This is a genomic window from Paenibacillus sp. FSL P4-0081 (genome assembly GCF_000758565.1).
In the GTDB taxonomy this organism is placed as follows: Bacteria; Bacillota; Bacilli; order Paenibacillales; family Paenibacillaceae; genus Paenibacillus_AQ; species Paenibacillus_AQ phytohabitans.
Genome location: NZ_CP009280.1, coordinates 6,557,432 through 6,571,994 on the forward strand (window position 1 = coordinate 6,557,432; position 14,563 = coordinate 6,571,994).

General features: G+C 57.8%; 7 protein-coding genes. 1 reads left to right on the top strand and 6 read right to left on the bottom strand.

The window, feature by feature from the left end; genetic code table 11:
* Positions 1 to 130: 130 nt before the first annotated feature.
* The 3 genes from P40081_RS27995 to P40081_RS28010 all read right to left on the bottom strand — a co-directional run bounded on the left by P40081_RS27995 (position 131) and on the right by P40081_RS28010 (position 10,075).
* Positions 131 to 4,321 (bottom strand): UvrD-helicase domain-containing protein, encoded by a 4,191-nt coding sequence (locus P40081_RS27995; RefSeq protein ID WP_042139438.1) that lies wholly within the window; start codon positions 4,319 to 4,321, stop codon positions 131 to 133.
* Entirely contained in the window at positions 4,318 to 7,902 is a 3,585-nt protein-coding gene (addB, locus tag P40081_RS28000) for a helicase-exonuclease AddAB subunit AddB (RefSeq protein ID WP_042139439.1), read from the bottom strand. Before addB ends, P40081_RS27995 begins: the two co-directional genes overlap by 4 nt.
* A 772-nt stretch (positions 7,903 to 8,674) precedes the next feature.
* Complete coding sequence (locus tag P40081_RS28010) at positions 8,675 to 10,075, bottom strand: class I SAM-dependent rRNA methyltransferase (RefSeq protein ID WP_042141546.1); 1,401 nt, start codon at positions 10,073 to 10,075, stop codon at positions 8,675 to 8,677.
* A 102-nt stretch (positions 10,076 to 10,177) separates the two neighbouring features.
* Between P40081_RS28010 and P40081_RS28015 the strand changes: the two genes are divergently transcribed.
* The gene (locus P40081_RS28015; RefSeq protein WP_042139442.1) at positions 10,178 to 11,167 is read left to right on the top strand and encodes a Na/Pi cotransporter family protein; all 990 of its coding nucleotides are present in this window, start codon (positions 10,178 to 10,180) and stop codon (positions 11,165 to 11,167) included.
* Positions 11,168 to 11,255: 88 nt separating this feature from the next.
* Here P40081_RS28015 and P40081_RS28020 read toward each other — a convergent pair whose 3' ends face one another.
* The 3 genes from P40081_RS28020 to P40081_RS28030 form a co-directional block, all read right to left on the bottom strand.
* The gene (locus tag P40081_RS28020) at positions 11,256 to 12,083 is read right to left on the bottom strand and encodes an energy-coupling factor transporter transmembrane component T family protein (RefSeq protein ID WP_042139443.1); all 828 of its coding nucleotides are present in this window, start codon (positions 12,081 to 12,083) and stop codon (positions 11,256 to 11,258) included.
* The gene (locus P40081_RS28025) at positions 12,080 to 13,786 is read right to left on the bottom strand and encodes an ABC transporter ATP-binding protein (RefSeq protein WP_042139444.1); all 1,707 of its coding nucleotides are present in this window, start codon (positions 13,784 to 13,786) and stop codon (positions 12,080 to 12,082) included. The genes P40081_RS28020 and P40081_RS28025 overlap by 4 nt, the downstream gene beginning before the upstream one ends.
* 97 nt (positions 13,787 to 13,883) lie before the next feature.
* A complete protein-coding gene (locus P40081_RS28030; protein ID WP_042139445.1) occupies positions 13,884 to 14,453 on the bottom strand; it encodes an ECF-type riboflavin transporter substrate-binding protein in 570 nt (189 codons plus the stop codon).
* Positions 14,454 to 14,563 lie beyond the last annotated feature (110 nt).

Genomic DNA, 14,563 nt, shown 5'->3' on the forward strand with positions numbered 1-14,563 from the left:
CTCTTAGCACTCTTAGCCTCTTAGCACTCTTAGCCTCTTAGCACTCTTAGCACTCTTAACACTCTTAGCACTCTTAGCCTCTTAGCACTCTTAGCACTCTTAGCACTCTTAGCCCCTTAATCCCCTATTCTCACAGCCTCACAGCATGTCCGCCATCGAAAAAGTACAACCAGACCTCGCTGACCGGCTCGCCCAGAATATCAAGCAGCGCCTTCCTGTACAGCTCCAGCTGGAAGCGGTATTTCTCAGTCAGCGATTCGAGCCCGCCCTCTTGCACCGGGACGAAATCTGTTTTGTAATCGAGCAGAATCAGGCGCCCTTCTTCCCGGAACAGACAGTCGATTACCCCTTGAATCAGAACGGTCTCATTAAAAGCTCCGCTGGCGCCGTCAGCCGGGAGTCCCGCTGCCGCTTCGTCCAGGTATGCCAGCCCCCGGTAAGCCTCGTCTGCAGGAACGCTATAACTGAAAGGCTGCTCCCTGGTTTTCCAGGAAGACTTAAAGAGTCTGCGGCCCAGTTCACTAGTGCAGAAATCTTCAACTTCGCCCAGTTCAACCGCGTCTGCCTGCTCCTTGCTGAGTATGGCAAGCCGTTCAAGTCGCGCAAGTGTAGCCTCGAGAACAGACCGGTCCACCGGTTCATCCAGCGGAATATGCTGCATAACGGTATGATACGCGGTTCCGCGCTCAGCAGGGGTAAGTCCCCGCTTTTCCATAAATTTCGGGCGCTGCAGATGCAGGCTGTCCCCATATCCGGCACCGCCGCTTCTTGTCTTCTTTCCCCCGGGAATATAGGTTTCTTCCAGCAAATCAAGGGAGGGCTGGTCTTGCATGGACAGCAGTGCCTTCAGCTCGGTCACCGATGTTTTGGCGGGAATGCCGGAAGCAGCCGCATACGGATAGATCCACTGTAGCCTGTCCGCAATCTGCCCTGCTGAGGCCGTTCCCAGCGAAGGCACAGTCCTGCCCTGACGGAGCGCCTCAAGCGCTATACGGCGTTCTTCGTTCTTGTCACTGTCACCGTCTGCTGCCAGAAAAGATCCGGAGCCAAGCTCCGCAGCGCCGAGCACCGATATGCTCCAGTTGGACTCATCGCCGTGAAGCACCGTAGATACCGTGCCTTCACTACCCGCAAGCTTGCGCAGAATAGCGGCTGCGGGATGGCGGATCAGCGCCGGTCCCACCCAGTCCAGATAGCTGCGGCCCCGGGCCAGCAGATGGTCTGCCAGGAGCAGCTCCTCCCGGCCCTGCATAGCAGTCCAGCCGGATACTGTGCGCGGCAAATCGCGGACCGTGCCTACCAGGATCATTTTGTCGCGCGGACGGGTCAGTCCGACATAGAGCACGCGCATCTCCTCAGCCAGCAGCTCCAGCCGTGAACGGCGGTTGATGGCCAGGTAAGGCAGCGTCGGGTAGCTGACCCGTGTCTCCCTCTCCACGAAGCGGGGACCGAAGCCGAGTTCCTTATGCATCAGGAACGGGGAATGCAGATCCTGGCGGTTGAATATTTTGGCCATGCCTGCCAGGAATACAACCGGGAACTCCAGACCCTTGGATTTGTGTATCGTCATAATCCGTACACCGCCAGCCTCCTCGCTGCTACCCCCGGCAACGCCCAGATCGCCGCCGTTCTCTCTCAGCCGTGAGATAAACACGAGGAAGCGGAACAAGCCTCTGGCTGAGGTCTCATTCTCGAACTGAACAGCCCGGTCATACAATGCCTTCAAATTGTTCTGGCGCTGAAATCCGCCGGGAAGTCCGCCAACCCATTCCAGATATCCGCTTTCCCGGTAAATACGCCAGATTAGTTCGCTTAAGCTTCCCTGCCGGGCGGCGTTTCTCCAGTTCTCCAGCATGTCCCGGAAGGTCTTCAGCTTCATCCGCAGCTGCGGATGAATAGCCGTCAGCGCCGCAGAGGCTTCTGTCTCGGCAGCCCTGTCTTCAAGCAGAGTCTCTTGCTCTGATGTTGTAAATAGATCATACGCGGCAGCAGTCTCTGCCGTTAAATCACCGCCTTCATCGCCGCCTTGCTCCACCCGCAGTGCAGCACCCGCTGAACCCATCGCCGGAGGATTGTCCCCCGGTATATTCGCAGCTTCGGATGCCGCAACCAGCGCGTCATAGAACGTTCCGGTGCTGCATAGGCGCACCTTGGCCAGCTCCTCCTCGCGCAGATTCACCACCGGCGAGCGCAATACACCGGCCAGCGGAATATCCTGACGGGGATTATCGACAATCTGCAGCAGCGAGAGGGCGATCTCCACCTCGGTAGCCTGGAAGTACCCCTTGTTCTGGTCGCCGTATGCCGGAATGCCTTCATTCCGCAGCTCTTCAATCATCAGCGGCGTCCACACACGGGCGGAACGCAGCAGGATGACGATATCACCGTATACTACCGGGCGCATGATCCGCAGCGCCTTATCATAGATCAGCAGCGGTTCCCCGCCGGTCATTCCTGTCATCTGCGAGATGCGCCGGGCAATGGCCCGTGCTTCCAGCTGTGCAGTCTCACTCTCTACTGCCTCATTCTCCTGCTGGGGCAGCTCATCGTCCTCCCCGGGTTCCTCCGGCTGACCGGATGCAGAGGTCCCCTTATCAATCAGCAGCAGCTCCGGCGCAAAATAAGTATCGGGCCCTTTCTCCGCCGCTCCCGGGAAGTTGGCTCCATAGACCAGCTCTGCGCGCTCGTCATAGCTTATCTCCGCGACATTGCTGTCCATGATCTGCCGGAAAACCATATTTACGGCATTCACAACCTCCAGCCGGCTGCGGAAATTGCGGGCCAGATCGATGACCGAACCGCCGCCATTATCGTTCTGCCCGGGACTGGCTTCAGTCCGGGGATCCGCTTCACCGGCAAGCAGGCCGCTGCCGTTACCGCCAGCAGACGGCCCAGCGCTGAACCTGCGGTATTTGTCCAGGAACAACCCCGGCTCAGCCAGGCGGAAGCGGTAGATACTCTGCTTCATATCCCCGACCATAAAGCGGTTGCCGGGGAACTCACGGGAGATCAGCCGGACGATCTCCTCCTGTACGCTGTTGGTATCCTGATATTCATCCAGCAGCACCTCATCGAACTGGCTGCGGTATTCCATCGCGGCATCAGAAGGCAGGGAATGCCCCGGAACCGAGTCCGGATGGCGCAGAATCTGCAGGCAGTAATGCTCCAGATCACTGAAATCCACCAGCCCCCGGCCCGCCTTCTCCATCCGGTAACGTTCACCGAACCCGATAACCGTCTCCGCCAGCTCGTGCATCAGCGGTGCCGCTTCATGGAGTTCACCCAGGAAAGACTCCGCCGGGCGCCCGAATAAGGATTTTTGCAGCTCCAGCAGGCTCTTCTTCACTTGATCCCGGATTGCCTTAACACTCTCCTGCAGGCCGGGATCGGTTGCATCCTTCTTGCAGGGCTTCAGCTTGCCGAAAGAGATTTCCATGAAAATATCATAGAGTTCAGCCCATGGCTGCGATTCTACCGCATCCCGTAATCCCTGCGCCATATCCAGATCGGCCGCCAGGTTATCCGCATAAGGAGCAGGTCCGCCGGGTTGAAGCGCGATCTCGCGGGCCTGCAGCAGCTGGCTGATGGCACCATCCAGCGTCAGCCTGGCTTCAGCGAGAATGCTCTGTACCCAAGGGGTATGGCTCAAGGACTCCGCATCCGGCAGTGAGAAATCAGCAGCCGTATCCCGCAGCCACTGTGCCGGCCAGGGATGACTGCGCGCGAAATCATGCAGCCGCTGAATCAGCGAATGCACGGCGTCATCACTGCGCTCACCGCTGAACCAGTCCACAAGCCGGACAAATACGCTATCTTCCCCGTCTTCAGTGACCTCACCGTATTTCTCCTCCATCAGCTCTTCCAGCAGCTCCTGGCGCATCATTTCCGCTTCATGCTCATTGAGTATACGGAAGCCCGGATCAATCGGAATCAGCTGATAATACCGGCGGATCACTTCAAGACAGAAGGAATGCAGCGTAGTAATAGAGGCTCTGCCCAGCAGAGCAAGCTGGCGGCGCAGATATTCGTTCTCACCGCTTGTGTCCTCTTCCAGCTTGCGCTCCAGCGCCTCCCGGATCCGCTGCCGCATCTCGGAGGCTGCAGCCTTGGTGAATGTCGCTACCAGCAGCCGGTCCACGCTGAAGCCTGCTTCCTCATTGCTGATTTTGCGGATAATGCGCTCTACGAGTACCGCAGTTTTACCGGAACCCGCTGCTGCCGCGACGAGAATATCGCTGCCGCTCTCGGCAATGGCGCGCCACTGGTCGTCACTCCACAGACTCCCTTCCGGCTTCGCTTCCGTTACAGGATGTATGCTCACAATTTTTCTCCTCCTTTGCGGGACAGCAGATCCCAGATTACGTCTTTGCCAGGCTTACTCAGATTATTGTAGCCATTGCCCTCCACAGCCTCGTCGAACTGGCAGACCGGGCGGAAGGAGCAGAAGGTACAGGCAGTCTCCTGCTGGATGCGGTAAGGCTGAATAGCCACATCACCTTCCGTAATACGCGTACCGATATCCGAAATCGTGCTCCGCACTGAAGACAGCAGCTGACCCCATTGCTCCGGGGTAGCTACAGACGCGCTGCTGTAGAAGCTGCCGTCGCTCTTCAGCGCTACCGGAACAATAGAGGAATAGCCTTTGTCGAGTGTGGTATCCATCAGTGAGACCACTTCACGGTCAGCCGTCAGCAGACCCTTCATTTTGAAGCGCTTCATCAGCTCCTGCTCCGCCTGCTCCCGGTTCATTCCGTTGGCTGAGGTTAGCAGCGGATCATGAACATGGAAATAGAGCGCGCCTGCCGGGAGTGCAGCCTGGCCAAGCCATTGCTCGGAATAGGTGAGCAGCACATCAAGATAGGTCAGCATTTGCAGCGACAATCCATAGTAGACCTCGTGCAGCTTGAGATCCTTCTGGCTTGATTTGTAGTCAATGACCCGCAGCAGAATACCCTGCTCGCCTTCAGCCATATCCACACGGTCAATCCGGCCGACCACCTCCATTACGCAGCCGTTCGGCAGTGTAATTCTCAGCGGAGGCAGATCCTTCCCGGGACCGAAATCCAGCTCCAGCCCGACCGGCTCGAAGCTCCCTCTGCGCGAATGCTCGCCGAGGATCACTGAAGCGCGGCCGACAATATTCTTCAGCTTGCGTGAGATATAGCTGTAACGTTTGCTGCTCATCAGAATTTCGCCCTGCAGCAGCGGGGACAGACGGTCTACCGTCTCACCCGCCTCACGGCGGCATTCTTCGGCCGTCATGCTGCCCCAGCTGCGGCCCTCCTTCTGCAGCCGCTGCGCCATTTGGCTTAGAGCCGCATGGAACAGCTGCCCGATATCCGGGGCCTGGAGCTTATAGAGCTGGCGTTCCTTCAGCCTTAGCCCGTAAGAAGCGAAATGAGAGAAGGAGCAGGCCACAAATTTCTCCATGCGCGACACGCTGCCGCGCAGTGTGGAGCCGCCGTACAGCCGCAGGCTGGTCTCCCGCTTCAGCCTGATCCCTTCGTTGCGGTAGAACAGCGAGCCCAGCAGCCGTTCAAGCTGAAGCTTCATTGAGACTTCTGCCTGCCCAGCAGCCGCTGCCTGTGTGTTCACCGGTTTGTCCGCATGTCCATCGGCCGCAAACCAGTTATAGACATCCCACCACAAGCGGGGAATCTCTACCCCCTGGCGCCACTGCCGGAGCTGAAGCATCAGCATGCGGAGGGTTTGCTCAGGATGGCCGATGAAATTCATGTGGACCGCTTCCGTTTGTGCAGACATGCTGTCTTCAGCTGCCTCCCCTCCCTGGGGGAATCCTGATAGATACTTCTCATCCAGCCCTTCAGGGAACATGCCCTGAAGCTGGCGGATAATCTCCGAGGGCAGCAGCGCTTTGCCTTCATCATCAGCCAATGCGTAACTAATCCACAGCTTCCTGCTGGCAGTTGTAAGCGCATTGTAGATCAGGAAGCGCTCATCCAGCAGCTTGCGGGATGAGCCGGGAGCCAGCTCCATACCGGCATTCTCCAGCAGCAGACGCTCTCCCTCGGACAAAATCCCGTCTTCCTTGAACTGTGCCGGAACCACACCTTCATTGAAGCCCAGCAGGAAGGCATACTTCACTCCCGACACCCGCGTACGGTCCATCGTTCCGACCAGCACCTGATCAAGGGCAGGCGGGACTAGCCCCATCTTGAGCTCAGCCAGCCCTGTTTCCAGCACGCCGGCGAACAGTTCAAATTCCATTCTTTCCTTGCCCATCATCTCGGCAATCTGATCGAGCAGATCCAGCACAGCCCCCCACAGCTGGTTATGCTCACGGGCAGCTTCCGGGCGTCCCTGCTCCAGAGACTCCGCCCCCATCCGTTCCAGCTTGCGCGCCGCCTCTGTGTCCTCAAGCAGCAGATATACTGCTCTGCACAGCTCCAGGCCGCTGCGGCTGGCTTTGACCCTCTGCTCAAAAGCCTGCAGCGGTCCTGTGATCGCGCTCCGGCAGGCTTCCATTCTGGCCAGCATGGCTTCATCTACAGCCTCACTGCCCTCCAGCGAGAGGCGGGGAATGCCTTTCCAGGAACGGCCGTCAGTCCACCGGTACCCGTGAATACCGCAGGCCAGCACGTAATTCTCCAGTTCATCCATATTGGCGCGCGTAATACTTCCGTCCAGCGGAAGCAGCAGCTCGGTCTTCACGCAGCGGAACACATCCTCATAGCGCCAGCGGCGGCGGACTACATCCAGAGCGGAACGGATGAATTCCACCAGCGGATGGTGCAGCTCATTCAGCTTCTGGTCCAGGAAGAACGGAACGCCGAAGTCCTGGAACAGCGGAGCAATCAGCGGCTCATAATCACTCATATTCCGCATGAATACAGCCATCTCACCATACTTGGCCCCTGAATCTCTGGCCAGGCTCAGCATCTCGCGCAGCACGCCTTCGACCTCGATCCGGCGGGAGGCCGCAGCCCGGATACTGACTGCCTCCTCCGCTTGCCCGGCTGCTCCGTTCCAGCGCAGCCGGCGCTGGAATCCACGCTCCAGATGGGCGAGAGCCGGACTGTCCTTGAACCTTGGAAGTGCTGGCGGCGCCAGAAGCTGATCCCAGACTGTAAGGCCCATCTCCTCGGCCATTCCGCGCAGCTTGATATACGTAACCGCAGCCGGGTGAAACAGCTCCAGCTCATGCGGTGCCTGGCCTGCGGGATAGATCCTGTCCAGCGTCAGGGCAATGGTCACCCCCGAAGCATATTGCATAAGCTCACGCAGTACGATGAATTCCTGATTGGTAAACCCGTGGAACCCGTCTACCCAAATCTCGGATCCCCGGATATAGCCGGAATCCTGAATATGCTCAGCCAGCTCAGCCAGCCTGTCCTCCTGATCCATGTAGAGCTGTGACATTTCCTGCTCCAGCTCACTGAAGACCAGGTGCAGATCTTCCAGCTTGCCGGCCAGAATCGGACTTCCTCCCAGGGCATCCCGCATTCTGCCGAGCTGTTCTTCGAGGTCACCTGCTCCAAGGCAGCAGCGCTTGAGCTCCGTGTGCAGGTCGCTGAGCCGTTCCACGAATCCTGGCCGGTCCGAGGAGGCGCCGAACAGCTTCAGTTCCTCCTTGCGCCGGTTGACGATCTTATAGATCAGCATCTTCTTGCCTTCCTCGCTGATCGGCAGACTCGCGCTGCCGCCGGTCTCCTGCTTCACCCGGTAGGCCAGCCGCGAGAAGCTGAGTGTCTGGGCGCGGATGCTGCCCTTCACGTTGCCCGCAGCCAACAGACCGCGCTCCGCACCGAATGATCCCTGTTCAGGGACAAGTATAATTATCGGCGCTCCAAGCGGCTCTGTCTTCAGCCGTGAGGATACCGTCTCCCATATTGTAGTTGTCTTGCCGCTGCCCGAGCGTCCGATCAAAAAGTTAACCGTCATATCAGCAGACTCCTTCCGTGGCGGAGAATTAGAATGCAGGCCGCCCTGCTGCTGCACACACAGAAGCGGATTGCCTGATGAATATCAGAATCTATGAATAATCTCGTCCCAATAGTATAGCATACCTCCACCGCGCGCTCCAGAACGTACGTTTGCCATTGTTTGCAAATACCTGCCGCTTTTTTAAAGGCCACAGCAACCAAGGTCAACAACAAAGAAGACTCTCCCGGAGCCATGGATCGGCTGGTCGGGAGAGCCTGGATGGAGTGTATTATTTAGCCGGATCGGATATATAACCGGGATAGCCGCAGAATTAAGTGTCATAAATCCATCTAGCATCAATCCGGAAGTAGAAACCGGTTCATTAGATGGAGAAAATCCAATTAAATCAGCAGAGTCACTCCTCTGCTGATTCCGGCTCAAGTGCAGGGCAGCACCCAGCGCGATTCCGCTACGTAGTTCATGATCCCCAGCCCGGGAAGTGGACTGAAATTCCGTTATATGAGCAGATCAGGCGGATTCGCCGGGCAAACGGACTCAGATTCCGCTAAGGGACCAGTCTGAGCTGCTAATGGAATCCAGCCGGCAACATAACGGACTCAGTCCGCTTAAGCCCCATTCTGAGGTTTTTTGGAGAAATAGGAGCTTCTCAGTCCGCTTCGCTCTGCTGACGGTTCCCCGCTACAGTGCACAGCAACTTCCCTGTGAGAAAAAAAGAGAGCCTCAGTAGCTGAGACTCTCAAGACAAGCCTTCCGGCTTGAACTAACATCATTATTTGCTGCGCACTTCAAAGATGGCAAACTTCAGATAATGCCCTTCGTCCACGCCGAGGATCTGCGGGTGATCCTTGCCTGCGGCCCGCCACTCGATCAGCCGGAGCACTTTGCCGGCATCCTTGGCCGCTTCCTGGATGGTCTCCAGGAACAGCTGCGGCTGCATATGGTACGAGCAGCTGGCCGTAACCAGATATCCGCCTTCATTGACCAGCTTCATGCCATGCAGATTGATATCCTTGTAGCCGCGGACAGCGCCTGCTACAGCACTTTTGGTCTTGGCAAAAGCGGGCGGATCAAGTATAACGACATCCCAGGTACGTCCGCCGCCTGCTGTCATCGGCTTCGCGGTATCCGCCTTGGCAGCCGGCTTAGCGCCGGGTTTGCTCTCTGCCGCCGGACCTGTCGCCCGCTCAGAGCGTTCTTCCAGCCCCTTAACCTGATTGCGCAGGAAGGCAAACGCATCATCCACTACAAATTCCACCCGGTCGGTGAATCCGTTGATCTCCACATTGGCTTTTGCACTCTCAATCGCATGCGCGGACACATCAAGGCAGGTTACCTTCTTGGCGCCGTATTTACAGGCATGCAGGGTGAAGCTGCCGGTGTGCGCGAAGCATTCCAGCACGGTTGCGCCGTCCCAGAACGGGAAGGTGACCGGCTTACCGCTTTTGTTGACCGGCAGCGTCTGGAGTGATCCGTCCTCTGCCGCTACCTCCTGCAGCGTGATTCCGCTGCGCCCGCCCCAGCCCTTCATGAGCGGAGCGATGGAGGCTCTGTTCTCGCGCTGATCGAAGAAGTAGCCTGTCTTCTGGCCTTCTTCAATATCGACGATAACCTTCAATCCATTCTCGCTTACCGTGATGTGGCGCGGGCATTCCCCGTAGAGCACGCCTGTGGTCTGCTCTAAGCCTTCGAGCTCGCGGACGCTGACGTCACTGCGCTCATAAATGCCGCGCGGCGCCATAACCTGTACCAGCGCTTCCACAATCTCGGAGCGGTGCTGATCCATCGCCAGCGTCAGCAGCTGTACGACGAGAACCTCCCCGAAGCGGTCGATGATCAGCCCCGGCAGGAAATCCGCTTCCCCATACACCAGGCGGTAAGCATCCGCACCCGGCAGGAAACGCTCCCTATGCTGCAGAGCGCTTGCGAACCGGCCGGCAAAAAATACCGTGTCCATCGCCGCAAGCTTACTCTGCGAAAGAATTCTTACCCGGATCTGCGAGGCCGGATTGTAATACCCTGTGGCCAGATAACGCCCCTGATGATTCAGCACATCCACAAGTCCCCCTGCCTGCGGCTCCCCGTCTACCGAGGCTACTTCGCTGGCGTAGACCCACGGATGTCCCTGTTCCAGTCTTTTCTTACGGTTTCGTTCCAGAATTACCGATGCCAATGACTTCAACTCCCTGTTCTTGTAGCTCGATTTGTATACATGTCCCATGCAATGCCTTCATATATTGGTGTACAACCCCCGTCCAAAAAGGAGCCTGTCCTTATGATCCGTGACCTGCTGTTCCCTGTCATTTATGGCCTTGTCATCTTTCTCGCCGGCATGAAGGTGATGGAAGCCTCATTGTCGCGGCTCGCCGGCCCGCTGCTAACCCGGAGTCTGCATAAGGCAACCTCTACGCCGGCCAAAGGCCTGATTGCCAGCAGCCTGCTGTCCGCGCTGCTGCAGAGCAGCACGGCCGTAACCGTGCTGACCATCGGTATGGTCAATGCCGGGCTGCTGACCTATGCCCGGACGCTGGGCATTATCCTCGGCAGCAACATCGGCACCTGCCTGACTACAGAGCTGATCAGCCTGCAGATCAGCACACTGGCAGCGCCGCTGCTGGCCGCCGCGCTATGCCTCTGGGCGGCCGCAGTGATGGCCGGCGAGCTATCCCCGCAGGCATGGCGGCTGGTTGAAGCCTGCCGCCGGATCTCGGGGCCGCTGCAGTTCATCTGCCTCGCGGTGGCCGGCTTCGCCCTGGTCCTGTGGGGCATCGCGGTCATGCAGTCGGTCGGCCCCGCCCTTGAAGGCAGCGAATTGTTCCGCTGGTTCCTCGGGCATGCCGCCACAAGCGCACTGTGGGGACTGGCAGCAGGTGCCGTGCTGACCGCGATGGTGCACAGCAGCGCGGCGGTGATCGGCATGGCGATGGGCCTCGCGACCAGCGGCGTCATGCCGCCGGAGCTGGGAATCGCCATCGTGCTGGGCGCGAATATCGGCACCTGCGTCACGGCCGTAATCGCCGCCATCGGCAGCACGCCGTCCGGCGTATTCGTTGCCTGGTCGCATGTGGCGCTCAATGTCGGCGGCGCCCTGCTCTTCCTGCCCTTCATCGGACCGCTGCAGTCACTCTCTGCCTGGATCGGCGGCGGACCTGCCGCACAGCTCGCCCATGCCCAGACCATCTTCAATGTTGTGTGCTCGCTAGGGGTACTGCCGCTGTGCTACCTGCCCGTATGGACCAGGCTGGAGCAGCGGCTTCAGCTCTAATCCATACCGTCCGGCCAGGATTACAACTGTCTTATTATACTTCAATCCGCCCCGCAGTTCTACGGAAGCTCCACTTCCAGCATCCCCTTCAGAAAATACTATAAAACCGCGAGCCGTCATAAAAAGTAATAATCGTCGCGGCTGCGGCTATCCCCACCATCAGACACAGCGCAGCATAGTCGCTGCGGGTAAACGGCCGGGCCCGGTACCAGGTCCGGGTGCGGCCAGTTCCGAAGCCGCGCAGCTCCATCGCGGTGCTGATCTTCTCGATCCGCTCGATACTGGTCAGAATCAGCGGCAGCAGAATGGATACGATGTTCTTCAGCCGCTTAGGCAGCTTCTCCTTGCGGGAGATATCAATGCCCCGCGCCTGTGCCGAGAATGAGATGTTCTCATAATCCTGCTGGATGTCGGGGATATAGCGCAAGGCCAGCGAAACGGAATAAGCGATCTTGTAATTGACCCCGACCCGGTTCAGCGAGGCGGCAAATTCACTTGGATCTGTCGTCAGCAGGAACAGCAGCGCCATCGGAATGACCACGGCATACTTCAGAGCGATATTGAATTGGTAGAAAAGCTGCTCCGCCGTCAGCGTATAACGTCCGGCGAGATGCAGCAGATCATGCCGGGTGCCGTAGATGCGTGTACCTTCCAGCGGTGAGAAGGCAAAGATCGCGATGTGATTCAGCAGGAAGAAGAGCAGAATGAAGTAGAGCACAAAGGCATAGTCCTGAAACCGGACCCGTGAAATGCGGAAGACGGCCAGGCTGAAGAGCAGCATCAGCAGCAGGCAGCGGGTATCGTAGGTAATCATGGCAGAGACCGACCACACGGCAAAAATAATCAGCTTCGTTGCCCCCGTCAGCCGGTGCACCGGAGAATCCTGCCTGGTATAGGCTAGCATCTTAGCTTTCATCCGCGCCGGTTCCCCCTGTCATATTCGATAAACCGCCGGACAAATTCCACCGGCTGGTTAAGTCCCGCCTTCACTGCCAGAGCAAACAGTGATGTCTCCTTCAGGTTGGCGCTGCCCACAATATCCCTATCCGTCAGAATCACCTCCGGCCGGGCATCCGCCAGCTTCCTGCCCTCCGCCAGCACAATTGTCCGCTCTGCATACTCCAGCATCAGGTGCATGTCATGCGTAATCATGATCACCGTAATCCCGGTGCTGCCGAGTCCGCGCAGAAACTCCATAATCTCGTTATAGTGCCGGTAATCCTGTCCGGCGGTGGGTTCATCCAGAAGGAGCACCTCCGGCTCCAGCACCAGGATGGAGGCAATGGTCACCCGTTTCTTCTGCCCGTAGCTGAGCGCTGAAACCGGCCATTCGCGGAACTCATACAGTCCGCAAATCCGGAGCACCTTATGTACCCGCCCGCGTATCTCTTCATCCGCGAAGCCCCGCAGCTTAAGTCCGAGGGCAACCTCGTCATAGATCAGCGTCATGGAGATCATATGATTCGGATTCTGCATCACGAAGCCGATATGCTCTGCCCGCTCCTTGATCGTATCCGCTGCCAGATCCCGCCCGTTCAGCAGAATACTTCCCGCTGACGGCCGGTAGAACCCGCAAATCAGCTTCGACACCGTTGATTTGCCCGCTCCGTTCCTCCCGGCAATGCAGAGCATCTCGCCGCGGCGGACGCTGAAGGACAGTCCCTGCAGCACCGGAGCCTGCTTGTCATAGCCAAAGGAAAGATCCCTCAGCTCGAGCAGCACAGGTGCCGCTTCCTCCTTCTGCGGTACTTCGCTTGCCTCATACCAGGCGCGGAGCCTGGCAGCTCCGGTCTCCAGCCTGATCCCGTCCAGATGCTGCGGGTTCATCTCCGGCGTAATTTCACAGCCGGCATATTTGAGCGCGGTAAGATAGAGCGGCTCCCGGAGGCCTGACTCTGCAAGCAGCGGTGAACTCAGCAGCTGCGCAGCCGGCAGGTCCGCCGCAATCACTCCTTCATTCATGACAATGATCCGGTCCACCGGCCGGTGCAGCACTTCCTCCAGCCGGTGCTCGATAATAATGACCGTATTGCCGGTCTCACGCTGCACCCGGTCGATCAGCTCAATGGCCCCTGTTCCCGTATAGGGATCAAGGCTGGCCAGCGGCTCATCGAACAGCAGGACGTCCACATTACTGACCAGGACCCCGGCCAGCATGGTCTTCTGCTTCTGTCCGCCGGACAGCTCCTGCGGAGAAGCTGTCAGCAGCTCCTGAATATCGACCGCTCTTGCCGCAGCTTCTACCCGCTCATGCATCTCCCGCACCGGAACCGCTGCATTCTCCAGACTGAAGGCAATATCTTCGCCTACGGTCAGGCCGACAAACTGCCCGTCCGGGTCCTGCAGCACAGTCCCCACCACCTCCGACAGGCCGGCAATCCCCAGCTCCTTCGTGTCTGTCCCTTTAACGGTAAGAGTACCGCTTATTTCGCCCGGATACGCAAAAGGAATCAGGCCATTGATGCAATGGGCCAAGGTGCTTTTGCCTGACCCGGAGGGCCCGACAATCAGAATCTTCTCGCCTTCATGAATCTTCAGGTTAATCTTATGCAGTGTAGGTTCCTGCTGGGCCCTGTATTTAAAGGTGAAATCGGTGAATTCTATAACCGTTTTGCTCATGGGTAACCTTCCTCATATGCTGATTTACGTATCCTAACTGACCCGCTCAAACAGAAAGGCCGGTGACGGGCACCGGCCTTTCTGTTTGAATTATATATTATTGCAGTCTTTTCAGGCTACCCTGTTTCGTTCTTGTCTTGGAGTAGGCAATAGCGAGCAGTGTTCCGATGACCGCCACCGTTACGATGTTGGACGCTCCGGCGATCAGCCCCTGGGTGAAGACCTTGTTAGCCGGTTCCGCGTAGATGAGAATGTCCAGCACCGGCGCTACCAGGAACCAGGCAATGGCGTTGGCAACAATCTGCGCGAAATTGAAGGCTATAATCTCCTTCCGGCCGAACTCACCTTCCCTGATCGCTATTCTGGCTGCCAGCAGCCCGATAATCAGCCCGACCAGTCCCGAGGAGATGACCCAGCTGAACCAAGGGGAGCCATAGAATATCGCATCCTTCAGTGTGTGCCCGATCAGTCCGATGAAGAGCCCTGCAACCGGTCCGTACAGCAGCGCAAACAGCGCCAGAAGTGCGTATGTAGTCTCAATGTTGGTATTCGGGATACCCGAAGGAATGGAACCGAACCTCCCCAGTATTACGAATAACGGCGAACCGATGCCGATTGCCACAATCGTTTGAATGGATAATGCCTTGTGCTTAGCCACCTGCTTCATCTCCCTTAATGGACTTTATACTATGCTTTTCCGAATTATACATCGGTTTACTCGGGATTACTATAGGGGAGAGCAAATTAATATCCGAAACTGTTACACAATAAAAGACC

What these genes read in the sequence shown, in the direction of transcription:
- addB (WP_042139439.1), bottom strand. Translation starts at nt 7,902, where the DNA reads ATGACGGTTAACTTTTTGATCGGACGCTCGGGCAGCGGCAAGACAACT.
- P40081_RS28030 (WP_042139445.1), bottom strand. Translation starts at nt 14,453, where the DNA reads ATGAAGCAGGTGGCTAAGCACAAGGCATTATCCATTCAAACGATTGTG.
- P40081_RS28025 (WP_042139444.1), bottom strand. Translation starts at nt 13,786, where the DNA reads ATGAGCAAAACGGTTATAGAATTCACCGATTTCACCTTTAAATACAGG.
- P40081_RS28020 (WP_042139443.1), bottom strand. Translation starts at nt 12,083, where the DNA reads ATGAAAGCTAAGATGCTAGCCTATACCAGGCAGGATTCTCCGGTGCAC.
- P40081_RS28015 (WP_042139442.1), top strand. Translation starts at nt 10,178, where the DNA reads ATGATCCGTGACCTGCTGTTCCCTGTCATTTATGGCCTTGTCATCTTT.